Raw genomic sequence first — 23,689 nt, forward strand, 5'->3', positions numbered from 1 at the left:
GCACGGCTACTCTGTCGGCTGGAAGACGTAATGGTCGCCTTTGGCCACGATGTGACCGACGCCAGGGAACGGGAAGTGCGGGGCAAAAATCAGCTCGCGATCGGCGGCCAGCTTCGCCAGCAGCGCTTTGCGGTTGGCTATTCCTTCCTGGCGGTCGTTATCATAGGCAATCGCCCATTCCGGCTTCGTCAGCGACACAATCGAGCTGTGCGCCGAGTCGCCAATATCTAACAGACGCTGCTTGCCGGAGACAATCTGATAGCCAACGTGCCCCGGCGTATGCCCCGGCAGCGGTACAGAGGTAATCCCCGGCAGCACCTGGTCGCCAGGCTTAAAGGTTTTCACCTGCGGCTGGATAGCTTCCGCCAGCGCCTTCATCTTCGGCAACGTTTGCAGCCAGGCCCAGTCCGGAGCGGAGATTTGCACCGTGGCGTGGGGGAACGCCGGTTTGCCGCCCGCCGTCAGCAGCCCACCAACATGGTCGCCGTGAACGTGGGTGATCAGCACATCGGTAATCTGTTCTGGCTTATAGCCCGCCTTTGCGAGGCTCGAAATCAGCTGCCCCTGAGCGTTGGGGCCAAGCCCGGTATCCAGCAAAATGACTTTGCTGCCGTCTTTGACCAGCAGTGCATCGACGCTGAGCTTAATATTGTCCGTCGGGGCGCCCGCCGCAGACAGCACTTCGGCCACTGCTTTTTCTCCCACGTCGACGCCCATCACTTTGCCATCGTTAGGCAGGGCGTTGTTTTTATCGTGCAGCGCCGTGACCTCAAGCTTGCCGAGCGGAAAAGTTTTAAACGCTGCACCCGCGTTATCCGCCAGCGCGAAGGCGGAGTAGCTGGCTGCAAACAGCGCCGAAACGAGCAGTTTTTTGATCATCAATATTCCCTTTATGCATCAGGTTAAGAACCGGAAACCCATTGTTACCACTGAAATGCCACAGCAACAGATTTTAAGTAAAGCATCTACGCTGATTAATGGTTAGCTGAGCGGGCGGGTTTACATTTTGCGTTGGGGTAAAAGATGAAGGGTAAAACAGTAGGTTACGCAGTGCCGGTAGGCCTGCTTTTGGTGACGTTGAGCGCCAGCGCATGGGCTGAAAACGGGCAGAACTTGCCGGGGGAAAATTATCCGGTGCTGACAAAGGACTATTTGCTGCAATCCTTTGACGGCAGTGAAAAACCTAACGAGGTCAAGATAACGCCGGAGCTACATAACCGGTACTTCTACAGCAACTGCGGCGGTTCAAAAGGCTGTGATTCTGCTATTCCGGCGGGGGCGATGATGTTTAAGGCGCCGTCAGGTTTTGGCTCTACGCCGCACAGTGAGTTTCCCCGGGTTGAGCTGCGGGCAACCCATAATTTTGTTAACGGCAGTGATTTTGAGAATCAGCAAAGCGGCTCGGTGTTTGTTGTGAAGAACCCGGCCACCCGGTCGATCATTTTTGCGCAAATCCACGGCGACAAACCCGGCGGCTCTGAAATGCTGAAGCTGCGCTGGGAGGACGGCGCGATAGTCGCGGGCGTGAAAGAGAATTACGGCGACGCGGAGAAACGCACCACGCTGCTTTCGGGCGTGGGGCTTAAGGAAAAAATCGACTACAGCATTAAAGCCAAAGGCACTGATAGCGGGATGAAAGTAACGGTTGAAGCCACCGCCGGAGGACGAACGGTCAGCAAAACCTTCAGTTATCCGAAACAGGGTTGGGCAGACATCCAGCTTTACTTCAAGGCGGGGAACTACAACCAGGACAAAAACAAGGACGGTTCAGAAGCGGTGGTAGCCTACAGTAAGCTTGACGTGCGCTATCGGTAAGCTTGTCAAACCCGGCAGCCTAAGGGCTGCCGGAAGCGTAATTTTTACTTCTTCAACGCAATCAGCACCGAAGAGGCTTTCACCAGCGCCAGCTTGCCGCCGCCGTTCAGGCTTAATTCGATTTCGTCGTTGACGGCGCCGGCCGTGACGTTGCTGATGGTGCCGGTTAACTGATTACGGGCAGAAATGGTCACAGTGCCTCCCGGCGATTAATTAATAAAAGGGCTGACTAAAGCATAGGGCGCGCTGCTTTCTTTTCATATTAATTTTCAATAGATACCTAATTTTCTATCCCGCCTGTTATACCAAAGAGAGCGAAGCCGTTTCACCGACTTACTGCGCAGTGCATCACAACCTGGTGAAAATCCCTACGCTGTGTCGCAGGCGACGTACCGCCGGAACTATGCTTTTTACTCAGTCCTTTTACGCTAATGCGCCGCTGCAGGCCTTATTATCAGAACGAGAAAGGAGATCGGGATGCAAAGCCAGTTATTGATTAACGGCCAGCTTGTGGATGGCCTCGGGGAAAAACAACCGGTCTACAATCCGGCAACCGGTCAGCTGCTGCTGGAGGTGGCAGAAGCCACTGTTCAGCAGGTCAACGATGCCGTGCTGGCGGCAGATAAAGCGTTTGCCGAATGGGGGCAGACGACGCCGAAGGAGCGGGCGGAGCATCTTCTGGCGCTGGCCGATGCCATAGAGCAACACGGTGAAGCCTTTGCGCGCCTTGAATCGCAAAACTGCGGCAAACCTTTCCACTGCGTGCTGAATGATGAGATCCCGGCCGTTGTCGACGTTTTCCGCTTTTTTGCCGGGGCAAGCCGCTGCCTGAGCGGCCTGGCCGCCGGGGAATATCTGAGCGGGCACACCTCGATGATCCGTCGGGATCCTGTAGGGGTGGTCGCTTCTATCGCGCCCTGGAACTATCCGCTAATGATGGCCGCCTGGAAGCTGGCGCCGGCGCTAGCCGCCGGGAACTGCGTGGTTATCAAACCTTCCGAAATTACGCCTCTTACCGCGTTTAAGCTCGCCGAGCTGGCAAAAGATATTTTCCCTGCGGGCGTGATTAACGTGCTGTTCGGGCGTGGGCAAACCGTGGGTGATGTGCTGACCGGGCATGACAAAGTGCGGATGGTGTCGTTGACCGGCTCTATCGCCACTGGAGAACACATTATTAGCCACACCGCGCCGTCGATTAAACGCACCCACATGGAACTGGGTGGCAAAGCGCCGGTTATCGTGTTTGACGATGCGGACCTGCAGGCGGTGGTCGAAGGCGTGCGAACGTTCGGTTTTTACAATGCCGGGCAGGATTGCACGGCCGCGTGTCGGATCTATGCCCAAAGCGGCATTTACGACAGGCTGGTTGAGCAGCTTGGCAAAGCCGTTGCCAGCCTCAAATATGGGCCGCCCGAGGACGAAAGCACTGAGCTGGGGCCGCTGAGTTCAAAGGCACATCTTGAACGCGTGAGCAAAGCCGTGGAGGACGCTAAAGCTTTGGCTCATATCAACGTGGTGACGGGCGGCAGCAAGGTGGCAGGCGACGGTTATTACTATCAGCCAACGCTGTTGGCCGGTGCGAAGCAGGGCGATGCGATCGTGCAAAAAGAGGTGTTTGGCCCGGTGGTCAGCGTCACAAAGTTTGACGATGAGCAGCAGGTGCTTGAGTGGGCCAATGACTCCAGCTACGGCCTGGCATCCTCGGTATGGACGCAGGACGTTGGCCGGGCGCATCGCCTGAGCGCGAGGCTGCAGTACGGCTGCACCTGGGTCAACACGCACTTTATGCTGGTCAGTGAGATGCCGCACGGTGGGCAAAAGCTCTCCGGCTACGGCAAAGATATGTCGCTGTACGGGCTGGAGGATTACACCGTGATTCGGCATGTGATGATTAAACACTGACCTGCTGAAACGGGCGACTGGCGGATTCCTCTGTTTTTGCCAGGCTTACTGGGACCAGTAAACAGGAGGAAAAACCATGGGATTATTTGATTTTGTCAAAGACGCGGGTGCGAAACTGTGGGACTCGCTGAAAGGAAACGAAGACGATCGGGGCAGCAAGCTTGAGGAGCATTTGAAAAACAGCGGCATTCCCGGTGCCGAAAAGGTAAATGTCACCGTTGAAAACGGCAAAGCGGTGATCTCCGGCGGGGACGGGCTGACCCAGGCGCTGAAAGAAAAAATTCAGGTGGCGGTCGGTAACGTGGCCGGTATCAGCAGCGTGGAAAACAATATTCAGGCAACGGATGCGGTGCAGGAGGCGACTTACTATACGGTGAAATCGGGCGACACGCTGAGCGCCATTTCTAAACATGTTTACGGCGATGCCAACAAGTACAACACTATCTTTGAAGCGAATAAACCGATGCTAAGCCACCCGGATAAAATTTACCCCGGACAGGTGCTGATCATTCCTAAGCTGTAAGTGCCCTGCAAACCCACTTCGGTGGGTTTTGTCTGGCAGATCGCGTAAAGTGTTCCGCTAAAACCTCTTTAACCCTCTGCTTAATTAAAGCTCCCGGCATCCACGCGTAAACGGCGGACAATTTCTGCCTGCGTTCAAGGAAGATGTATGACATTAAAAGGTTATGTTTTGCTGGGGATGACGCTGCTTTTCAGTCCTTTTTCCCATGCCCAGACGACAAGAAACCCGGCCATCGCCAACCTGGCAACGATGTTTGATTTTAACGCCCCGTCCGGAAACGTGCGCGAAATGCATACCGTGATGAAGCATCCCTCCGGCGAAATAAACTATGAAAATAAACTGGTGGTGGACCGTGCCGGGTGCGTTACCAGCCTGGATATCAGGGATTCGGCGCAAAAAATGGTCCTGCAGCTTCGCCGTGAAGGGAACGCGCTTATTGGCACCCAGAACGGTAAACCTTTATCCCTCAAGCTGAATGATAAATGCCTGGTGCAAAAGAGAAAGGATGATCTTGGCGAGGTGAAGTACGCCTATTGGCCGAACGGCTTGCTGAAAGAGATCTTTTTCATGCCGGGCGGCCAGCGCATTGCTCATCATGAATACAACACCAGTGGGCTGCCTCAGCAGGTGGATTTCTATCTGAATGACAAAGTGGCCTCGCAGACCAAAGTCAGCTACGAAGATGCCGCAAAGCGGCCTTTCGACTACAAATTAGTGACCGAAACGATGGGCGTGGCGTTTTTAACCGCCGAAAGCCACTGCCGTTATGACGAACAACTAACGCCCGTTGCCTGCGACATAACGCTGGTCACCGGCCTGGGAAACACGCAGCAAACCCAGCATCAGCATGCGACGACGGCAGTCAGCTATTACTGAGTAAAGTAAGTTTCTAAACTTGATCTGCGTCATAAAAAAGAGCATATTTTGCAAAATTTTTTAACAAGTAGTAATGCTTTGTATGACGCTTTATCAACACATGTTGGTTTTTTACGCCGTAATGTCGTTAATCTGCGCCGGGATCACCTGGCTGCTCGCCAAAGACTCCAAACGTATTAAGCTGCTTTGCTCCGTCCTTGTCGGGGCGACCTGGCCGATGAGCTTCCCGGTCGCGCTATTGTTCTCGCTGTTCTGATCGAGCAGGCTTTCGTGAAAGTCAAAGCTTGCCGACGGAATTACGCGTGCGGGTAACTCCCGGGAACAAGACCAAATGAATAAGCTATCAGCAAATCATCTTGTGGTGCCTGGGCAGATATTATAGTCTCAAAAATCACGATGTTAGCTCTCGTCTGGAACCCTTATGGCCGCTCAAAACCCGCTGTTAGCCGTTAACTCGCTTTGCATCAGTACGCTCGAGGGAAAGCCCCTCGTGCAGGAGGCATCGTTCAGCGTTGAAAGCCGGGAGATCGTGGCGCTGGTGGGGGAGTCTGGCTCCGGGAAAACCTTAACCTCGCTGGCGGTGATGGGGCTGCTTCCAACTGGGGTTCGGCAAACGGGCGGTGAGGTTATTTTTAACGGGCAGATCGTGTCGGCCGTCGGTCAAAAATATCCGCGCGAGCTTCGCGGGCAGCAGATTGCCACGATTTTTCAGGAACCGATGAGCAGCATGAATCCGGTGTTGAAGGTGGGGGAGCAGATTGCAGAAGTGCTGGTTCGCCACCAAAAACTCAGCTGGAAGCAGGCGCATCGTGAGGCGGTCGCGCTGCTGGACAGGGTCGGAATTGTGAACCCGGCGCAGCGGGCAAAACAGTATATTCATCAGCTTTCCGGCGGCATGCGCCAGCGGGTGATGATTGCCAGCGCCATTAGCTGCAAGCCCGCGCTGCTGATTGCCGACGAGCCTACCACCGCGCTCGACGTCACCATTCAGGCACAAATCCTGGCCCTGCTGCAGGAGTTGCAGCAGGAAATGGCGATGGGCATTCTCTTTATTACCCACGATTTAAGCGTGGTTGCCCGCTATGCGGACCGCGCCTGCGTGCTGTATCAGGGCAATATTGTTGAGCAGGGCGATGTGCCAACGCTGCTAACCCATCCGCAGGCCGACTATACCCGCAGGCTGATTGCCGCTTCCCAGCCGGAACCGCAGGCCGCCAGGCGCAAAGACGTGACCCGTTCACCGCTGGTACAGCTGTCGCAGCTGACCAAAAGCTATCCCCAGGCGCATGCGCTGCCGTTTTTCCCTGCCAGCCGGCAAACCGTGCTCAAGCCTACCAGTCTTGAAATTGAGCGGGGCGAGATCGTCGGGCTGATTGGCGAGTCAGGTTCGGGCAAGACCACGCTGGGCAGGGCGGCAATAGGCTTAATTCCGGCAGACAGCGGCACCATTATTTTGATGGGCTGGACGTGCGTCGCGCCAGCCGTGAGCAGCAATTGGGGATGCGCCGCCGGGCGCAGATTATCTTCCAGGATCCTTACGCCAGCCTGGATCCGAAAATGGCGGTAGGCGAGCAGATTGCCGAACCGCTGCGAGTTCATAAATTAAGACCAGCAGGGGAAATTCAAAGCCGGGTGAATGAATTACTGGAGCTTGTCGGGCTGGACGCCGGTGCAGCAGGGCGTTTGCCTGCGGCTTTCTCCGGCGGGCAGCGTCAGCGTATTGCCATCGCCCGCGCGCTGGCGCTTGAGCCTGAACTGCTGGTGGCCGACGAGGCCGTTTCGGCGCTGGACCTCTCCGTACGAGGGCAGATCCTGGCGCTGCTCGCCGATCTGCGTGACCGCCTGGGCTTAACCGTTCTGTTTATCAGCCACGACCTCGGCGCCGTCCGCCAGGCCTGCGATCGGGTTGTGGTGCTGTATCGGGGTGAAATAGTAGAAACCGGGGCCACGAAGCAGGTGCTCGATCGGCCGCAGCATGAATACACGAAGCAGCTGATTGCCGCCGCGCCGGATATTCAGCAGGCGCTGAAACTGCGAAAGGTGGGGTGACAAAGCCCTGCCTAATAACGGCCCGCAGCTAGAGGTCGATGATCACTGCAAGAGATAAATCGAAGATAGAGCCTCGTGTTCTGTTTGTTATTAAGTAAATTTCACTTAAGTCCACTTTTTGTTGTGCCTATAGCGATTGGCTGTAAAATGACCGCCGGGAAAATACACGCAATGAATAGAGGGATTTATGGCAACAGGTTATTACCTCCGGGTTGGGGATCGCACCACCTGCGGTGGAAAAATACTCACTGGAGACCCCACAGTTACATGGTACGACGCTAATGCTGCTCGTGAAGGTGATTTAGTCTCCTGCGGAAAAAATCCAGGTGTCACCTATAAGATTTTAGGTGGCACGGATAGTTTTATGGATGAAACGCAGCGATTAGCGGGAACACTTGACAGTATCAGTTCATGTCCCTGTAAAGCCAGGTTCACGCCATCTATACCTGACTGCTATGTAAAAGAAACCGTTTCTTCGACAAAGTACTCAAAGGCAGTGGCAAGTTCCGCTTCAGCTAAACAAACGCCTAATGATAACTCAGGTGCAGAGCCTGAACAGCGTGCGCAGACCGCGAAGAAGAAGCGTGAAATCACGCTGACCATCGGCGTGTTTTTTGATGGTACAGGCAATAACGCGAACAACAGCGGCGCCCGGCAGGCCGCCTGTACCGGTGAACATTTTGGGATGAATGATGCGGAGTCTACATCTGCGTTAGAACAATGTATCCGGCTCAAGCGTGGAGTCAGTGGCACCGCGGCCGGAAGCTATATCGGCTACTACAGTAACGTACACTGGCTCAATACGCTGTATAACCAGAAGATTACCCCTGATACTGGAGCAGGTCAGTACGCTATTTATATCGAAGGTATCGGTACGGAGGACGGGGCAGGAGACAGCACTTTCGGAATGGGCACCGGCCAGGGCGATACTGGCGTGGTGGGCAAAACCGATAAAGCAGTTGCGGCGCTTGCCGCCGGTATTCAGGGCTATTTAGACAGACACGCCGATGCCCGGTTCTGCACCATTAAAGAGCTGCAGTTTGATATTTTTGGCTTCAGCCGAGGCGCAGCGGCAGCGCGCCACTTTGCCAACCGGGTCTTCAGTCAGGAACGTGCGGTCATCGCGGCGCTTAAGTTGGGGCTGGATGGCGTGGAATTTTCCGGGACGCCGGGAGGCAAAACGCGCTTTCTGGGAATATTTGATACCGTCGCAGCCATCGGGACGCCGGTTAACGGCCTCAACCCTCACAGCGCCGATACCGGAGATGTGAGGGTTGAGGCCGGGCGTGGCAGAGAAGGTGTTCCATATTACCGCACAGCACGAATGCCGGTTTAACTTCGCGCTGAACAGCGTGAAACCGGCGTGGCCGGAGCTGGCGCTGCCTGGGGCACACTCCGACATTGGCGGTGGCTACAATCCTGTTGAGCATGAAGTTTACTTCCTGACCCGGCCAGAATTTGAAACCGTTCCCCTTTCTACACCAGATACTGAAACACAAATTTATCAGCAGACCTGCGAACAGCTCAAAGCGATGGACGGCTATCCGGCGATAGCGCCACTGCTGAACGCTGTGGAGGTCAGTATAGATACCTGGCATGACAACAAAATGCCAGCAGACCGCCACGGCACGTTGCAAAAGCGTAGCGGGGCTGCACTGGTAATCGACCGCCAGACGAATAACGACTGGTCGAAGGTAGTGCTGAGGGTGATGCTCGATGCGGCGCAGGATGCAGGGGTGGTGTTTGATCCTATTGATGAAACTGTGCCAGATTTTGCGTTAACTGCAGATCTAAATGCTTTATGTGAAAAAGCGATGGTAATGGGCCGTGCCGTCCGGAAAGGGCAACTTGCCCCCGGCTTTACCACGCCGGAAATCCTGACGTTGGCCGAAAAATATATCCACTGTTCGGCCAACTGGAACAGCCTGGTGCGAGACGACCAGGGGATGATCCGTGGCGCAGTTAAACCGGCGAAGCTGGTGACATTCACCAACCGGCCGGACGAACGCTGGCAGAGAACAATTTACGATATGGACGGGAATAAAATATGGAAATAACTCGCACAGCCTGGTTGTTACCGCTGCTTCTGCTGACGGCCTGCCAGGGAAAACCTTTATCCGACGCGGCCACGCAAAAAGGTGTGCCGACCAAGTGGACCTTTGACTTTTTCACGCCCAAAGCGTTGCCCGCCCTTGTGACATACGCCGTTGTTCAGGATGCCAATGGCAAAATTTATGAATTTAATACCCTGAACAGTACACCCGACCTGCCTAAAGTGATCGGTGAGTGGAATGATAAGGATCGTGCACCCGGAGGTTACTGGAATCACGTTGAGCGCCCACCCCGGCATATTATTTTTTGCTGGGACTCGATTATCGATAAGAAGGTGTATGAAACTGCACTGACTATTCCTAAACCTGTCCTGGAAAAAATGCTCAGGCCAAGCGAGTTCCCCGGTTACCGGGGAAGAACGGTGTATTACGACCGAGTGCAAATTGGCCTGGCTCCAGAGGGGAAAGTGGCCGTCTGGTTACAGGGAAGTGGTTCTGAGCCTAATTACCGCGTGACGCCGTCCGTCCTGAAAACCGTATCAGGGGATAAGTTAGATATTTGCCGAGGGATAACGAAACATCCCGACGGGTATAAATATTATGGAGACACGCCTGAGTTTATTAAAGGCAAAGTATATCCATATGGTGACTGGTGATATTCACCAATTAGTTACGGGCAATTTACGATATAGGCGGGAATAAGATATGGAAATAACTCGCACAGCCTGGTTTTTACCGCTGCTTCTGCTGACGGCCTGCCAGGGAAAACCTTTATCCGACGCGGCCACACAAAACGGTGTGCCGACCAAATGGTGGTTTAATTTTTTTACACCCAAGTCTCTACCGGCAGTGGTGACATACGCTGTAGTTCAGGATGCGGAGGGGAAGGTCTATGAGTTTAATACCCTCGATAGCACAAAAGCCCTGCATGGTGTTGTTGCTGAATGGAACGAGAACGCCAGAACGCTTAATGGCCACTGGAATCACGTTGAGCGTCCGCCCCGGCATATTATTTTCTGCTGGGACTCGGTAATCGATAAAAAAGTGTACGAGACTTCGTTAACCATTCCGAAACCGATTTTGGACAAAATGCTCATCCCGCGCGTAAACCAGGCCCCTCAGGGGGCTAATGAATATTATAACGCTGTGCAGGTTGGACTGGCTCCGGAAGGGAAAGTGTCCATCTGGTTAAGCGGTGTTGCCCGGGGAGAACCTAATTATCGCGTGACGCCATCGATCCTGAAAACCGTATCCGGAGATAAATTAGATATTTGCCGAGGGATAACGAAACATCCCAACGGGTATAAATATTATGGAGATACACCTGAGTTTATCAAAGATAAAAAATATCCCTATGGCCGCTGGTAGCCTGAATCACTGACACTACAAATTGACCTTAATAGCCTCTGCTAAGCAACGGTAATTCCCGGTGGCTAGCCCATTCGTGCCAGGAGCCGACGTAAACGGCCACATCCTGGTAGCCCGCAAGCTTAAGCGCGACAAGCACCGTGGCGGCGCGAGCACCACGGTGGCACCAGATGATAACCCTTTTTGACGGCGTAAATCCGGCCTCGGCGGCAAGATGGGCCAGGGCTTCGGTGGATTTAAACCGGCCATGCTCGACCACGTCTTCCCAGAACAAGAGTTTTGAACCGGGAATACGTCCGGCCCGGGCGCAGCATTCGTGCACGAAACTGCCGTCATATTCCGTTGGCCTGCGGGCATCAAGCAGCTGCGTTGAGGCCTGATCGGCATCGATCGTTTCGCAGCGGGTAGCGGCCAGCTGCTGCATGGCTGGCTGGCAGATGGGCGCTCCAGCGGCAGAGACAACCGCCTGTGCGCCGTGGCCCGGCGTTAGTTTCCCGCCTGCAGCGGCCCAGGCATCCACGCCGCCGTCTAAAATCAGCCCGTCAGCACCGAGGGCAAACCACAAGAACCATAGCCCACGCGGAGAACGCATCCCCACGCTTTGCTCGAAGAACACCGGCGTGGCTCCGCTCGTCACGCTGAGCTGCTGCCAGGCATGAACAAAGGCCCCGGCCATTGCGGCGTAGCCTTCCGGCGTGGAGTCGGGAACAAAATAGTCGTAGACGTTCAGGCTGAGCGCGCCCGGTAACGAAGCGGTTTGCCACTGTTCCAGTTCACGCACGTCGAGTAACGCAAATTGCTCCCCGCCAGCCATGCGCTTTTGCAATTCACTGGCGCTAATCAGCATCGGCAGCTTCCCAGCCAAAAGGTAGATTGCTGCCCTGGCCCTGGTCTACGGCAGCCTGCAGCACGCGAGCGGCAAGGGCGATATCAAACACGTTAAGGCCGAAAGAGGAAAAATAAACTCTGTCGGTTGCCGAAGGACGCCAGCCATCCACCAGCAAATTGGTTAAATCTGCCGCCACGTTTTGCTCGTCAAAAAGCCCGGCACGGTACATCTGGAACAGGCTTTTGGCGCTGGTTAGCTTGAAGTCGCCCCAAAGATCTACCACCACTTTGTCGGCGGCGGCGATCGTTTCAAAAGCCACTTCGTGGTAGCCAATTTGCAGCACCAGCGTCCCCGCACGCCAGATGCCAGGGCGTAAAAACGGCTCGCTGGCGCTGGTGCAGGTTATCAGTACGTCCCAGTGCTGACGCAACGCATCGCTCAGTGTTTCAAACTGCGTAACGGGCCAGGGCAGGTCGCCAGAATGGCTGAGCATGTCGGCGAGCGGCTCCGGCGTTTTATTCCAGCAGTAGACCATTTCCAGATCGGGAAAATGTGCGGCCAACATATCGAGATGGGCGCGGGCCTGAACGCCTGCGCCAAGCAATAAGACGCGTGAAGGTCGCAGAGGTGCCGCCAGCTTGAGGGCGAGGGCAGACACCGCCGCCGTGCGGGTTGCTGTCAGGCTGCCACTTTCCACCAGGCCAACCGGTAAGCCGTTATCCGCCCGGTTGAGCAACGTCGTTGCCATAGCCTGCGGATAGCCGTCAGCGGCGCGAGGGCGATGGGCCGTCCATTTCACGCCTGTGGCGTTGAACCGTCCGCCAACCCTTGCCGGGAGGGCGTAAACTTTGCCCAGCGGCGTGTCCAGATCGACATGGGTTTCCGCCGGCATCACCGCCTCGCCGTTTCTTAGCAGCCGCACGGTGTCCTCAACGTCCTGCAACGCCTTGATCGGGTCGTTGCCGCCGAGTTCAGCGACCTGCTGACGGTTCACTATCTGCATACTCAGTGCTCCAGGAGTTTTTGAGCGAACGGGTAGAGCGCCGGAGAGCCCCCGCAGTGCATGAAAATAACAGAGCTGCCGGCAGGAATACGGCCTTCTTCCGCCAACTCAATTAAACCGTGCATCGCTTTACCAGTGTAAACCGGATCCAGCAGGACGCCTTCCTGTTGAGCAACCTGATAAATGGCCTCAATGCCGCCTTCAGAAGGTACGCCGTAGGCGCTGCCGACGAAGCCATCTTCAATCCAGATATCCTGCGGCTGCCAGCTTTGATCCCAGTCCAGCAGGCTGGCGCAGTCACCGGCCATCGCCGAGATACGGGCCTGGAACCAGTCGGCTTTGGCGCTCACGCTGACGCCGATAATTTTGGTTTTGGGCCAGTAGCGACGGGCGCCGACGTACAGCCCGGCGAGTGTTCCGCCGGAGCCTGTTGGGGCCACGATAATGTCCGGCGCGGATTCGCCCGCGGCGCGAAGCTGGGCGTCCATTTCCTCAACTGCACGAACGTAGCCCAGCGCGCCCAGCGCCGTTGCGCCGCCAAGAGGAATGATCATCGGCTTTTCACCGCGCGCCGCTGCCGCGTCTGCATGCGCCTGCATCGCGCCTTCAATCTGCGTGAAGTAACCTTCCGGGTCGAGGAACTGCAGCTCCGCGCCAAACAGCTTATCCAGCAGGAGATTGCCCTGGTAAGTTTGCGGCTCGTCACCGCGAAGCACCAGCACCGGCTTCATGCCAAATTTACGCGCGGCGGCGGCGACCATTCGCGCATGGTTAGACTGGTGCCCGCCGGTGGTGATCACCACTTTGACGCCTTCGCGGCAGGCTTCGGCCATCAGGTACTCCAGCTTGCGGACTTTGTTGCCGCCGCCGCCAAAGCCGCTGTAGTCGTCGCGCTTAATCTTTACGTTCAGGCCCAGCGTTTCGCTAAGGCGAGGTAAAGATTCCAGCGGCGTGGGGAAGAATCCTAGCGTAACACGTTCAAAATCATTCACATTTTTCATGCATTATCCTGTCTGGTTCCCGAGTGCTGGCCGTGGTTTAAAAGGCGAGTAGCCAGTCATTGAGCGACTGTTGGTAGCGTTGTAGGCCTCTGAGCGTGACGAATTCATTCACGCCGTGGGCGTTGCCGCCGTAGCCCAGGCCGCCTATCAAAAAGGCAGGGGCAACGGCGGCGAAAGCGTAAGCTGGCGCGCAGCCGGGGGCCCAGGGCCAGATTTGCGGTTTTGCCTGCTGCTGGTGATAGCTGGTCATTAGTTCAAGCACGCCCTCGTCATCAATGCTGAAACGGTAGCCCGGATAGCTGTCGCCCGGTTCGAGCACGGCACCGGCCAGCGCCGGGCTGGCAAGCTGCTCCTTCATGCGCTGCATCAGGCGTTCGCCATCGACGATGGGCGGTGTTCTTAGTACCAAATCGGCGAAGGCTTCGGGAGGAATGACGCCCTGAGCCCCGTGCGGCAGGCTGGCTATTTCTGAAATATTCAGCACCGCGCTGCCCAGCAGATAAGCCAGATGGCTGAAGCTGTCGCCGCTGATGGAGAACTTCTCGCTGCGACGGAAAGTCAGTTCGTCCGCCAGGTTAAAATCGAGCGCAAGGTCGTCGAGAATCGAACTGGCTTCTTCATCCAGTTCGCCCGTTTCGAGTACGCCATTAGCGTGAGGGGGCGCAAGGGTGCTTAACGCCTGCACAAGCCGCCAGACGGGGTTATCGATCCACGCCGCGTTGCTGGCGTGAATAGCCGCTTTAGGGCCGCCCCAGCTGCCGCCTTTTACCACCAGACGGCCACCGCTGCGGCCGGTGAAGCCAAGGTAAATTCGCGGGGCACCGCCGCCGTATTCGCACAGAGAAGGGAAAAGCACCGCTTCGGCGGGAGCTACCGGACAAGGCTGGCGGGCGAGGTAGCGCCGCAGGTTGCCGCTGCCAATCTCCTCTTCGCCTTCCAGCAGAATTTCAATGTTGGTGTGCAGGCGGCCGGAGTGATAGAGGTCGCGCACCACCATCAGCATGCCTGCCAGCGGGCCTTTGTTGTTCTCTGCGCCGCGGGAAATAAAAACGTCGCCTTTGTCCGACCAGTGTTTAATGCCGCCGACAAACGGATCGACCTCCCAGCCTTCTTCGTCAGCGGGCATCACGTCGTACATGTTGTACAGCACGAGGGTACGCGGCGAACCGATGTCAATGCGCACGTGAACCAGCGGCGGCGCACCATCCTGAAGCTGTTGGCTCACCGGATACAGCACTTCGGCGTCGGTTTCTTCAATCAGCCACCGCTCAAGCCATAGCGCGAGGTTACGCTGCTGGTCGATATAGCCCGCCACGCTGCGGAAGGGTGTGAGCTGGTGCAGGAGGTCCAGCGTTGCATCGAGAGGCTTCATAGCCGGATCCTCGGGTTGAGTACCACGTACAGCAAATCAATGATCAGGTTCACCACCACGAACACCAGCGCGGCCAGCAGGACAATCGCCTGCACCAGCGGGAAGTCGCGGTTCTGAATCGCCTGCACCGCAAGGCGGCCGATGCCGGGCCAGGCGAAGATAATCTCGGTGACCAGCGCGCCGCCGAGCAGAGAAGCAAAATACATTCCCTGGACGGTGACCACCGGGATCAGCGCATTGCGCAGGCCGTGGCGAATCAGGATCCGCCACGAACTTAGTCCCTTGGCCTGCGCAGTGCGGATGTAATCCTGGGCCAGGACATCAATCAGGCTGGCGCGCACCAGACGGGCGATGGCGCTCATGTAATAGGCCCCAAGGCTGATGGCGGGCATGATCAGATGGCTGAAAGTGCCGTAGCCGCTGGAGGGTAGCCAGCGCAGATGCAGGCTGAACCAGATAATCATCAGCAGACCTAGCCAGAATACCGGCACGGCCTGGCCGCTAAAGGCGAACAGGCGAGCGAGTAAATCCCAGAAGCTGTTACGCCAGACGGCGCTGACAAGGCCGAGCAGCAGGCCGATCGCGGTACTCCACGCCAGAGCAGAAACCGCCAGTAGCAGCGTGGCGGGCACGCGCTGGGCGATAAGCTCTGTCACCGGCTGCTCATAGCGCAGCGACAGGCCAAGATCGCCATGCAGCAGGCCGGTAAGGTAATGGCCGTATTGCCAGAGCAGCGGGCGGTCAAAGCCCATCGCATGGCGGAAGTTATCAATTTCCTGCTGGGAAGAACCGGGCGGCATCATCACCGCAGCCGGGTCGCCGGTCAGGTGCAGGCTGTAAAAGATAAGCAGCGAGACGCCAAACATCACCAGCACGGCCTGAGCAAAGCGAGAGAGAATGTAGCGCAGCATCAGTCAAGCCTCGTGTGGGTTTTACGCAGCAGGCTATCGCCGAGCAGGTTACAGCCGACCACCAGGGCCGCAATAATCAACCCCGGCCACAGGACAAGCCATTCCGCCAGCAGCATGTAGGAGCGCCCTTCGCCAATCAGGTTGCCGAGGGTGGGCGTAGGCGGCTGTATCCCCATACCAAGGAAGCCGATAGAGGCTTCGAGCACGATAAGTCTTGGGATATCCAGCGTCAGCAGCACAACCAGCGGCGTGGCGAGGTTAGGAAGAATGTGGCGCAGCAGAATGCGCGGCGTGGAAAAGCCCATAGCGCGCACCGCTTCGATGTATTCCAGCTCGCGCAGTTCGAGCGTTTTGGCTCGCGCCACGCGGGCGTAAATCGCCCAGCTGGTCACGCCCATGATCAGAATAATGTTTTCCAGTGAGGTGCCAAATAGCGCCATCACCAGCAAAATCAACAAAATAAACGGCACCGCCAGCTGGATATCCATCAGGCGCATGATGACCGCATCCAGCCAGCCGCCAATGTAGCCTGCCAGCATCCCCAGCAGCGTGCCGATAACGGCGGCAATTGCCGCCGCCAGTAACACCACCGTCAGGGAAAGGCGGGTACCCGCCAGGATCCTTGCCAGCAAATCGCGCCCGAGCTGATCGGTGCCAAGCCAGTGCATGCCGCTCGTCGTCTCGCTGCCCGGCGGCAGGAACGTATCCGCCAGGTTATTGATTAACGGATCAGGCAATGGCAGCCACGGGGCTACCAGCGCCAGCAGGATCACCGTGCCTAGCAATAAGCCCCCCAGCACGCCGTCGCCTGAAATCAGGCGACGAGGGCGACGGGTCAGGGCGCGTCCGGGGAAAATCATTTCAGCCTCAGGTCATACAGCGGGATACGCGCGTCGGCACGGCCGGTAAAGGTCAGGTTATCGCTATTGGCATACAAAGAATCCTCGCGGTACAGCGGGATAAGCGGCTGTTCTTTGGCGACAACTTTCTGAATGTCCTGCAGGATAACTTCACGCTTTTTCGCATCCACCGTGGAGCGGCTGGCGTTCAGCAGCTTATCCAGCTCAGGATTGCTGACCGTGGAGTACGGCTCGCCGGAGTGCAGGATAGGGTACAGCGCGGCATCGGCATCCAGCGTTTGGGTCGAACCCCACGCCAGCATGTACATCTCAGCCTGTTTGCCGGAGGCCACCTGCTGGGTGTAAACCGACCATTCAGGGACTTCAAGCTGCGCCTTCACCCCGATAGCGGCTAAATCCTGAACGATGGCCTGGGCGACTTCAGCGCTGGCGATATAGCGACGCGGCGCCTGGAATTTCAGCGTAAAGCCGTCCGGGTAACCCGCTTCCTTAAGCAAAGCTTTAGCTTTGGCGACATCCTGCTCAGGTGCCGGAACATTGAGGTAGCCAAAGTCCTTCGCACCAGCCATGGTGCCGGTTGGCGTACCAAAACCATGCAGCAGCTGGCTGGTGTAGGCTTGACGATTCAGCGCCAGCGACAGTGCCTGGCGAACGCGGGCATCACTTAACGGTTTCTCACCATTCTTCAGGCCGAGGTAAATCGTCAGACCACCGCCTTTCACCTGCTCAAGGTGAATGCCGGGCTTGTTTTTGAGCGCTGAAACCAGGTCGGCAGGAACGCTGTCAACCAGCTGCACTTCCCCTGTTAACAGGGCGGTAATGCGAGCGGTCGCTTCTGGAATTGGGCGCCAGGTGACCTGGTCAATTGTCGGTTTTCCACGCCAATAATGTGGATTAGCCTGCATAACCACACGTTCATCTGGTATAAATTCTTTTAATGTATATGCTCCACTACCAATAGGTTTTCGTGCAAATTCCGCAGCACCGACTTTACTTACATAAGCAGGCGGTACGATATAGGTCGGATAGCGGCTCATGCGCGTAGGCAGAAGCGGGTCAGGGCCGTCGGTGTGAATGCGAACCTGGTAGTCCCCGGTGACCTCTACGGACTTGATCGTGCGGATGTAGGAAATGGTTGGCGCGTGGTTCGCCGGGTCAAGGATGCGGTCGATGGAGAATTTCACCGCCGCAGCGTTAACCGGTTCGCCGTTGGTGAAGGTGACGCCAGGGCGCAGGTCGAACTGCCATGTCGTTTCATCCAGCGCTTTCCAGGCTGTGGCAAGGCCAGGCTGAAGCTGCATGTTTTTATCACGCAGGACCAGAGTATCGAAAATATTGTCCACCAGGGTGGCGGCTTCTTTAAGAAAACCCGGATCCATCGCGGTGGCGGAAGCAGGTTGGGCTATAACTAATTCACTTGCGTAGCTAAAGGGGGTTACCAGGCTAATTAATACAGCCAGAGTTGCGAGTTTACGGCCGGATGCTTTCATTTGTAGTCAATCCCTATACGTTACCGTCTAAATTATTGACGGATATCGAATGTTTCGTCAGGTTAATTCGCATGGTGGTATAAATTTGTGGTAAGAGTACATGATATATCCTATATACTCCATTGATGACAAGCCAGTTATTAAACTGCAAATACAAAGTAGTTATTTTGCTATAGGAAATAAACATGCTTGACTTAGAAAAAGCGCAAAGAATGAGTTTAACCATGCAAGTTGAGGCAAGGTTAAAGGGTGCGTTGATTGTGGGAACCTTAAAACCCGGCGCAAGATTAGTAACCAAAGAGATTGCCGAACAGCTTGGCACCAGCATTACGCCGGTGCGTGAGGCGCTTTTGCGTCTGGTCTCTTCCGGAGCGCTGGATGCCACGCCGGCGCAGGCATTTTTGGTGCCTGAAATTTCTCTGGGGCGTTACCATGAAATCACCACCATCCGTAAAAATCTCGAAGGGATGGCGGTAGAGCAGGCTGCGCGCTACATGGACAAAACCAGGCTGGCCCGCCTGAAGCAGCTTTGTGATGCGTTTCTTGAAGCGAAGCACGTCAGCGTTGAGGCCGCGCTGCAGGCTAATCGGGAGTTTCGTTTCCAGCTGTTTGAGTACGCAGAGATGCCAACGCTCACCGTGTTAATTGAGCAGCTTTGGGTGCGCATCGGGCCGTGCTTTAATTATCTGTACCCGCAGTCGGAAGAAATGAGTCAGGGGCATCATAATTACGACGATTTGCTGGAAGCTTTAGCGGAAAAGGACGAGAAGCGCAGCGTGAAAGCAATTCATAAGGCGATTGACGACGGGGCCGATATTTTACGTCGTCAGTACTTTGGCTAAATAATAAACAGACTTAATTTATTAACGCACAGCAAATAAATGGCCTTTTGTCTTGCTCTGGATGTACTCCAGGTTTGCAAACAAAAGGCCATTATTTATATTTATGACAGTATTTCTTCCTGCGCTTTAGCGAATTAATCGCTAACCCAGCGCCTGCGCGAGATCGGCCTGCAAATCTCCGGCATCTTCAATCCCGACCGACAAACGAATCAGCTGCGGCACGATGCCGTTACTCAACCGCTGTTCGAGCGGAATAGAAGCGTGAGTCATGCTATAAGGCTGGCTGACCAGGCTCTCTACGCCGCCGAGGCTTTCCGCCAGGGTAAACAGCTTCAGCTTACGGATCACCTCTTCTGCACGTTTTTCATCGCCACGAACCACAATCGAAATCATGCCGCCGGGCTGCGACATCTGCTGGCGGGCAAGGTGATATTGCGGGTGAGTCTCCAGCCACGGGAAATACACTTTCTCCACTGCTGGATGTGTCTCTAACCACTGAGCGAGCTGGAACGCGTTACCGCTGTGTTTTTCCATACGCAGGGCCAGAGTGCGGATGCCACGCAGCGTCAGGAAGCTGCTGAACGGGTCAAGCACGCCGCCGACCGCGTTTTGTAAATAGCCCAGCTGCTGCGCCAGTTCGTCATTAGCGCCTACAACCGCCAGCCCGGCCACCACATCAGAATGGCCGTTCAGGTATTTGGTTGCCGAATGCACCACGATGTCAAAGCCGGATTCCAGCGGACGCTGGAGCGCGGGAGAGGCGAAAGTGTTATCGGCCACGCTAATCAGGCGATGGCGCTTCGCGATGTCGGCAATAGCGGCAAGATCTGCCAGCTTAAGCAGCGGGTTTGTCGGCGTTTCTACCCAAATCATCCGCGTTTCAGGGCGAATCGCGGCCTGCAGGCCGTCGAGATCGTCAGGCTTCACCCAGCTAACCTGCAGGGCGGCGCTGCGTTTGCGCACGTTCTCAATCAGCCGCCAGGTGCCGCCATACACGTCGTCAACGGCGATAATATGGCTGCCGCTGTCTAACAGTTCTAGCACGGTTGAGATAGCCGCCAGGCCGGAGGCAAACGCATATCCGCGCTGGCCGCCTTCGAGTTCGGCAATCGCCGTTTCCAGCGCCTGCCGGGTTGGGTTCCCGCTGCGCGAGTATTCGAAGCCGGTATGCTGGCCCGGTGCCGGCTGGGCAAAAGTGGAAGTGGCGTAAATGGGCGGCATTACCGCGCCGTGTGCATCATCAAAAGTGCCGCTGTGCACGCTCTGGGTAGCAAATTTATTCATGAATTATCCTTAATAGTTACGCCAGGTTTTGCTGGCTGAGCCATTGATCGTTAAACATTTTCGATAAATATTTATTGCCGCTGTCGCAGGCAAAAGTGACCACGCGTTTGGGCGTGTTTTGTGCCTGGCTGTAGCGCAGGGCGGCGGCAAGCAGGGTGCCCGTTGAGGAGCCCGCGAGAATGCCTTCGTGGGTTAATAGCGCCCGGGCGGTAGTAAAAGCTTCCCGGTCGCTGATGCGGTAGGCGTGCTGCACGCGTTCAAAGTCGGCAAGCGGTGGCACAAAGTCTTCGCCGATGCCTTCCACCAGCCAGCTGCCGACTTCGCCGTGTCGGCCGTGCTCAACCACGTCGGCAAGAATAGATCCGCAGGGATCGGCCAGCACAAATTCGGTTTGCGGTGAGTGTTGGTGGAAGAATTGCTGCAGGCCGCCCAGCGTGCCGCCAGAGCCCACGCCGACAACGATGGCGTCGATGTGCCCCCCGGTTTGCTCCCAAAGCTCAACGGCGGTTCCCGTGGCGTGCGCCAGCGGGTTGGCCGGGTTTGAAAACTGATCGATATAGAAACTGCCCGGAATGTCCGCCGCCAGCCGCAGGGCATAATCCTGGTAATAATCAGGATGGCCTTTGGTGACATCGGAGCGGGTGAGGCGCACGTCAACGCCCAGCGCCCGCAGGTGGAAAATTTTCTCCTGGCTCATTTTGTCCGGCACCACCAGAATCAGCGGGTAGCCTTTTTGCGTGGCAATCAGCGCCAGCCCCAGCCCGGTATTGCCCGCCGTCGCTTCGATAATCGTGCCGCCGGGCCGCAGCCTGCCGCTACGTTCGGCCTGCTCAATCATTGACAGGGCAACGCGATCTTTAATCGAACCGCCAGGATTTTGGTTTTCCAGCTTAAGCAAAAGCTCACAGCAGCCGGTATCAAGGTGGTTGAGCCGCAGCAGCGGGGTGTGACCTATCAGGTACAGGACGGAATCGGCAATCATCGTTCTCTCACAACATGAAAAGTGTTCATGTCTGGGATGATAGGGCGGCAAATTGCCGCATCTAAAGAACATAAACCCGTCGTTTAGATCTGAAAGTAATATAATGTGCTGTTTTGGCGGTAGGGAAGGAAAGCCGTTCGGATGTCTGGAGTGGGGGATGGCTAAATAACGTCATTGCTGGCTATTTCTGACGCTTTTTTAAACAAAAAAGCCAGCGACTTATACGCTGGCTGGGTTTAAATTTGCAAAATTGTACTAAGCGAGAGGCTAGCTGCTGCGGCGGTCGCGGATCCAGTCCTGCACCTCGATAACAAACTCATCCGGTGCCTTACGGTACATACGGCGAGCCAGATCCAGCACGGTATGCTGGGCCAGCGCCTCTTCCATACGCTGCTGGGCGATGTTCATCACGGCACGCACCCCGCAAATCCCTTCACAGGCCCATTCGGGCGGCGTTTCTTCAAAAACCGCCAGCCGCTGACGAATCTCTTTGCAGTCGAAAATGCTTTTCTCACCGTCGATGGCTTCCACGATATCCAGCACGCTGATTTGGTCAGGCGGGCGAGAAAGGGTAAAGCCGCCGCCTTTGCCTTCGCTGCTGATGACGAGTCCGGCTCTGGACAGTTTGGTGAAAATTTTACCGAGATAGTCGTAGGGCACGCCCTGCAGCTCGGCGATTTCACGCACGTTCATTTCGCGACCTTCGCCTTTGCCATCCACCATGCATATCAGGCTGTGAATGCCGTACTCCACGCCCGAACTGTAAAACGCCATGCTGCCTCCGACTCATTTAATCCAGGTAATGTAGGGATTTTATACGCGCTATGCAATCTATAACCCCTAAAACAGTGGAATGAAAATAAACTACGAAAGATCTTGTCGCAGTTAACTGCGACAAGTATAGTCGCAGTCGTTGGCCACTGACGGCCTTTATCGGAGTAGAACCATGCAACAGAAGATCCTTATCCTTGGCGCCGGCTTTGCCGGTATGTGGGCGGCCCTGAGCGCGGCCAGACTTGCGGCGATGTACGATCGCGAAGACATTGAGATTACCGTGCTGGCCCCTCAGCCGGAGCTGCGCGTGCGCCCACGTTTCTACGAAACCGAGGTGGCTTCGCTGGTCGCTCCGCTTCAGCCGTTGTTCGACGTTACAGGCGTGACCTTTGTGAAAGGCGAAGCGCAGCGCATCGACAGCGTAAATCAGTGCGTCTGGTATCGGGATGAGCAGGGCAACAGCACGCCTCGCCAGTACGATCGTCTGGTTCTGGCGACGGGCAGCAACCTGAAACGTGATCTGATTAAAGGTGCGGCGGAACATGCGTTCGACCTCGACCAGCTTGAGAGCGCGCTACGTCTGGAACAGCATATCTCTGCTTTAGCGCAGCAGGCAGAGAGCGAAGCCCGTAATACGGTCATCGTCTGCGGCGGCGGATTTACCGGCATTGAGATGGCCACTGAGCTGCCCGGCAGGTTACGCGCAGTGCTTGGCGCCGATACGCAAACTCGCGTCATTGTGGTTGAGCGGGGCGATAAAATCGGCGGGCGCTACAGCAGCGAGCTGCGTGACGTGATTGCAACCGCCAGCGAAGAGCTCGGCGTGGAGTGGCGTCTGAATGCCGACGTCCTTGAAGTTGATGCCGAGGGCATTGTGCTGGCCGACGGCGAGCGTATTGCCTCCAGCACGGTGATTCTGACCGCTGGCGTGCAGGCCAGTCCGTTAACGGAGCAGATTAGCGCCCCGCGTGATAAACAGGGTCGTCTGCACGTGGATGCATTTTTACGAGTGGAAGGGCAGCCAGCCATTTTTGCCACCGGTGACGTTGCACGTGCCGAGACGGATGATTTGGGCAACCTGGCGCTGATGACCTGCCAGCATGCCATCATGTTGGGGCGTTTTGTGGGGTACAACGTCGCGGCAAGCCTGCTGGACGTGGCGCCGTTACCTTATCGCCAGATTAACTACGTCACCTGCCTCGACCTCGGTAACTGGGGCGCGGTGTTTACCGAAGGCTGGGAGCAGAAGGTGACCCACGTGCGCGAGGAAGCGAAGAAAATTAAGCTGTCGATTACCCAGGAACTGATTTACCCGCCGGTGGCAGACAGAAAAATCGCTTTTGAAACCGCAGATCCGTTAGCGCCGTTCGTCTAAGCGCTTTATCATGCTGCCGAATGTTTATCAGGAGGCAGCATGGCTAACGACATCACTTTTTTCCGCCGCTTTGAGCACGACATTGTCGCCGGGCTTAAAACCATCACCCTGCGCGACAGCAGTGAGTCACATTTTGAGCCAGGGCAGCGTTTACGCGTCGGCCGCTATGAAGATGACGTCTATTTCTGCACTATCGATGTGATCGGCGTGACGCCGGTACTGCTTGACGATCTGGACGATGAGCACGCCCGCCAGGAGAATATGACGCTGGCAGAGCTTAAACAGGTTATTGGTGAGATTTATCCGGGATTAAATGCGCTGTACGAAATTTCTTTCCGCCTGGTGAGCGTGCCTTGATAAAACACGGGCTTTTTTCAGGGCA

Annotated in this window: 21 protein-coding genes and 3 pseudogenes; 12 read left to right on the forward strand and 12 right to left on the reverse strand. The window is 56.1% G+C overall.

The genetic code is table 11. The features are described from left to right. Positions 1–6: 6 nt before the first annotated feature. Positions 7–879, reverse strand: a complete 873-nt coding sequence (locus JT31_RS00680) for an MBL fold metallo-hydrolase (protein WP_038472179.1) — start codon at positions 877–879, stop codon at positions 7–9. A gap of 144 nt (positions 880–1,023) precedes the next feature. Between JT31_RS00680 and JT31_RS00685 the strand changes: the two genes are divergently transcribed. Continuing rightward, complete coding sequence (locus tag JT31_RS00685; protein ID WP_038472182.1) at positions 1,024–1,815, forward strand: polysaccharide lyase family 7 protein; 792 nt, start codon at positions 1,024–1,026, stop codon at positions 1,813–1,815. Between the two features lie 44 nt (positions 1,816–1,859). Here JT31_RS00685 and JT31_RS22860 read toward each other — a convergent pair whose 3' ends face one another. Continuing rightward, a complete protein-coding gene (locus tag JT31_RS22860; protein WP_375529468.1) occupies positions 1,860–2,009 on the reverse strand; it encodes a TOBE domain-containing protein in 150 nt (49 codons plus the stop codon). 283 nt (positions 2,010–2,292) lie between these two features. Here JT31_RS22860 and patD point away from each other — a divergent pair, with 283 nt between their 5' ends. The 8 genes and pseudogenes from patD to JT31_RS00725 all read left to right on the forward strand — a co-directional run bounded on the left by patD (position 2,293) and on the right by JT31_RS00725 (position 10,584). Further along, positions 2,293–3,717 carry an aminobutyraldehyde dehydrogenase gene (patD, locus tag JT31_RS00695; protein ID WP_038472183.1) on the forward strand — a complete coding sequence of 475 codons (1,425 nt, stop codon included), beginning with the start codon at positions 2,293–2,295 and terminating at the stop codon, positions 3,715–3,717. Between the two features lie 76 nt (positions 3,718–3,793). Then, positions 3,794–4,240, forward strand: coding sequence for a peptidoglycan-binding protein LysM (lysM, locus tag JT31_RS00700; RefSeq protein WP_038472185.1), 447 nt, complete (start codon positions 3,794–3,796; stop codon positions 4,238–4,240). Between the two features lie 147 nt (positions 4,241–4,387). After that, positions 4,388–5,116: a YnfC family lipoprotein gene (locus JT31_RS00705; protein ID WP_038472187.1), complete on the forward strand. Its 729-nt coding sequence runs from the start codon at positions 4,388–4,390 to the stop codon at positions 5,114–5,116. Between the two features lie 82 nt (positions 5,117–5,198). Then, positions 5,199–5,372, forward strand: coding sequence for a GhoT/OrtT family toxin (locus tag JT31_RS22865; RefSeq protein ID WP_071842913.1), 174 nt, complete (start codon positions 5,199–5,201; stop codon positions 5,370–5,372). Positions 5,373–5,537: 165 nt separating this feature from the next. Beyond that, positions 5,538–7,165: pseudogene (locus tag JT31_RS22870) on the forward strand (dipeptide ABC transporter ATP-binding protein). A 187-nt stretch (positions 7,166–7,352) separates the two neighbouring features. Continuing rightward, positions 7,353–9,222: pseudogene (locus tag JT31_RS24200) on the forward strand (phospholipase effector Tle1 domain-containing protein). Continuing rightward, complete coding sequence (locus JT31_RS00720; protein WP_038472188.1) at positions 9,213–9,872, forward strand: DUF2931 family protein; 660 nt, start codon at positions 9,213–9,215, stop codon at positions 9,870–9,872. The pseudogene JT31_RS24200 and the gene JT31_RS00720 overlap by 10 nt, the downstream one beginning before the upstream one ends. Before the next feature lie 49 nt (positions 9,873–9,921). Further along, positions 9,922–10,584 (forward strand): DUF2931 family protein, encoded by a 663-nt coding sequence (locus JT31_RS00725; RefSeq protein ID WP_038472190.1) that lies wholly within the window; start codon positions 9,922–9,924, stop codon positions 10,582–10,584. Positions 10,585–10,612: 28 nt separating this feature from the next. Here JT31_RS00725 and JT31_RS00730 read toward each other — a convergent pair whose 3' ends face one another. The 7 genes from JT31_RS00730 to JT31_RS00760 are packed head-to-tail and all read right to left on the reverse strand — an operon-like array spanning position 10,613 to position 18,050. Next, a complete protein-coding gene (locus JT31_RS00730; RefSeq protein WP_038472191.1) occupies positions 10,613–11,431 on the reverse strand; it encodes a sulfurtransferase in 819 nt (272 codons plus the stop codon). Continuing rightward, entirely contained in the window at positions 11,421–12,416 is a 996-nt protein-coding gene (locus tag JT31_RS00735) for an ornithine cyclodeaminase family protein (RefSeq protein WP_038472192.1), read from the reverse strand. The genes JT31_RS00730 and JT31_RS00735 overlap by 11 nt, the downstream gene beginning before the upstream one ends. Before the next feature lie 2 nt (positions 12,417–12,418). Next, positions 12,419–13,417, reverse strand: a complete 999-nt coding sequence (locus tag JT31_RS00740) for a 1-aminocyclopropane-1-carboxylate deaminase/D-cysteine desulfhydrase (protein WP_038472194.1) — start codon at positions 13,415–13,417, stop codon at positions 12,419–12,421. A 37-nt stretch (positions 13,418–13,454) separates the two neighbouring features. Beyond that, complete coding sequence (locus tag JT31_RS00745; protein WP_038472195.1) at positions 13,455–14,789, reverse strand: M20 family metallopeptidase; 1,335 nt, start codon at positions 14,787–14,789, stop codon at positions 13,455–13,457. Further along, entirely contained in the window at positions 14,786–15,700 is a 915-nt protein-coding gene (locus JT31_RS00750; protein WP_038472197.1) for an ABC transporter permease, read from the reverse strand. Before JT31_RS00750 ends, JT31_RS00745 begins: the two co-directional genes overlap by 4 nt. Further along, positions 15,700–16,560: an ABC transporter permease gene (locus JT31_RS00755; RefSeq protein WP_038472199.1), complete on the reverse strand. Its 861-nt coding sequence runs from the start codon at positions 16,558–16,560 to the stop codon at positions 15,700–15,702. Before JT31_RS00755 ends, JT31_RS00750 begins: the two co-directional genes overlap by 1 nt. Beyond that, a complete protein-coding gene (locus tag JT31_RS00760; RefSeq protein WP_038472201.1) occupies positions 16,557–18,050 on the reverse strand; it encodes an ABC transporter substrate-binding protein in 1,494 nt (497 codons plus the stop codon). The genes JT31_RS00755 and JT31_RS00760 overlap by 4 nt, the downstream gene beginning before the upstream one ends. Positions 18,051–18,235: 185 nt before the next feature. Between JT31_RS00760 and JT31_RS00765 the strand changes: the two genes are divergently transcribed. Then, positions 18,236–18,892 carry a GntR family transcriptional regulator gene (locus tag JT31_RS00765; RefSeq protein ID WP_038472203.1) on the forward strand — a complete coding sequence of 219 codons (657 nt, stop codon included), beginning with the start codon at positions 18,236–18,238 and terminating at the stop codon, positions 18,890–18,892. Between the two features lie 141 nt (positions 18,893–19,033). Here the strand turns inward: JT31_RS00765 and JT31_RS00770 are convergent, their stop codons facing one another. The 3 genes and pseudogenes from JT31_RS00770 to JT31_RS00780 form a co-directional block, all read right to left on the reverse strand. Then, positions 19,034–20,176 (reverse strand): trans-sulfuration enzyme family protein, encoded by a 1,143-nt coding sequence (locus JT31_RS00770; RefSeq protein WP_038472205.1) that lies wholly within the window; start codon positions 20,174–20,176, stop codon positions 19,034–19,036. A gap of 22 nt (positions 20,177–20,198) precedes the next feature. After that, a pseudogene (locus JT31_RS00775) lies at positions 20,199–21,158 on the reverse strand (PLP-dependent cysteine synthase family protein); the annotation flags it as partial. A gap of 267 nt (positions 21,159–21,425) precedes the next feature. Further along, on the reverse strand, positions 21,426–21,932 hold the full coding sequence (locus JT31_RS00780) for an RrF2 family transcriptional regulator (protein ID WP_038472209.1): 507 nt from the start codon (positions 21,930–21,932) through the stop codon (positions 21,426–21,428). A 172-nt stretch (positions 21,933–22,104) separates the two neighbouring features. Between JT31_RS00780 and JT31_RS00785 the strand changes: the two genes are divergently transcribed. After that, positions 22,105–23,307, forward strand: coding sequence for an NAD(P)/FAD-dependent oxidoreductase (locus JT31_RS00785; protein ID WP_038472211.1), 1,203 nt, complete (start codon positions 22,105–22,107; stop codon positions 23,305–23,307). A gap of 39 nt (positions 23,308–23,346) precedes the next feature. Then, a complete protein-coding gene (gene yqfB / locus JT31_RS00790) occupies positions 23,347–23,664 on the forward strand; it encodes a N(4)-acetylcytidine aminohydrolase (RefSeq protein ID WP_038472213.1) in 318 nt (105 codons plus the stop codon). Positions 23,665–23,689 lie beyond the last annotated feature (25 nt).

Origin of the sequence: Cedecea neteri (genome assembly GCF_000757825.1) — a bacterium.
Taxonomy (GTDB): Bacteria; Pseudomonadota; Gammaproteobacteria; order Enterobacterales; family Enterobacteriaceae; genus Cedecea; species Cedecea selenatireducens.

Excerpts from the sequence above, each read along its gene's own strand:
- JT31_RS00785 (WP_038472211.1), top strand. The coding sequence starts at position 22,105 with ATGCAACAGAAGATCCTTATCCTTGGCGCCGGCTTTGCCGGTATGTGG.
- JT31_RS22865 (WP_071842913.1), top strand. The coding sequence starts at position 5,199 with ATGACGCTTTATCAACACATGTTGGTTTTTTACGCCGTAATGTCGTTA.
- JT31_RS00685 (WP_038472182.1), top strand. The coding sequence starts at position 1,024 with ATGAAGGGTAAAACAGTAGGTTACGCAGTGCCGGTAGGCCTGCTTTTG.
- JT31_RS00755 (WP_038472199.1), bottom strand. The coding sequence starts at position 16,560 with ATGATTTTCCCCGGACGCGCCCTGACCCGTCGCCCTCGTCGCCTGATT.
- JT31_RS00720 (WP_038472188.1), top strand. The coding sequence starts at position 9,213 with ATGGAAATAACTCGCACAGCCTGGTTGTTACCGCTGCTTCTGCTGACG.
- JT31_RS00725 (WP_038472190.1), top strand. The coding sequence starts at position 9,922 with ATGGAAATAACTCGCACAGCCTGGTTTTTACCGCTGCTTCTGCTGACG.
- JT31_RS00780 (WP_038472209.1), bottom strand. The coding sequence starts at position 21,932 with ATGGCGTTTTACAGTTCGGGCGTGGAGTACGGCATTCACAGCCTGATA.
- JT31_RS00750 (WP_038472197.1), bottom strand. The coding sequence starts at position 15,700 with ATGCTGCGCTACATTCTCTCTCGCTTTGCTCAGGCCGTGCTGGTGATG.
- JT31_RS00765 (WP_038472203.1), top strand. The coding sequence starts at position 18,236 with ATGCTTGACTTAGAAAAAGCGCAAAGAATGAGTTTAACCATGCAAGTT.
- lysM (WP_038472185.1), top strand. The coding sequence starts at position 3,794 with ATGGGATTATTTGATTTTGTCAAAGACGCGGGTGCGAAACTGTGGGAC.
- yqfB (WP_038472213.1), top strand. The coding sequence starts at position 23,347 with ATGGCTAACGACATCACTTTTTTCCGCCGCTTTGAGCACGACATTGTC.
- patD (WP_038472183.1), top strand. The coding sequence starts at position 2,293 with ATGCAAAGCCAGTTATTGATTAACGGCCAGCTTGTGGATGGCCTCGGG.
- JT31_RS00735 (WP_038472192.1), bottom strand. The coding sequence starts at position 12,416 with ATGCAGATAGTGAACCGTCAGCAGGTCGCTGAACTCGGCGGCAACGAC.
- JT31_RS00770 (WP_038472205.1), bottom strand. The coding sequence starts at position 20,176 with ATGAATAAATTTGCTACCCAGAGCGTGCACAGCGGCACTTTTGATGAT.
- JT31_RS00740 (WP_038472194.1), bottom strand. The coding sequence starts at position 13,417 with ATGAAAAATGTGAATGATTTTGAACGTGTTACGCTAGGATTCTTCCCC.
- JT31_RS00730 (WP_038472191.1), bottom strand. The coding sequence starts at position 11,431 with ATGCTGATTAGCGCCAGTGAATTGCAAAAGCGCATGGCTGGCGGGGAG.
- JT31_RS00680 (WP_038472179.1), bottom strand. The coding sequence starts at position 879 with ATGATCAAAAAACTGCTCGTTTCGGCGCTGTTTGCAGCCAGCTACTCC.
- JT31_RS00760 (WP_038472201.1), bottom strand. The coding sequence starts at position 18,050 with ATGAAAGCATCCGGCCGTAAACTCGCAACTCTGGCTGTATTAATTAGC.
- JT31_RS00745 (WP_038472195.1), bottom strand. The coding sequence starts at position 14,789 with ATGAAGCCTCTCGATGCAACGCTGGACCTCCTGCACCAGCTCACACCC.
- JT31_RS00705 (WP_038472187.1), top strand. The coding sequence starts at position 4,388 with ATGACATTAAAAGGTTATGTTTTGCTGGGGATGACGCTGCTTTTCAGT.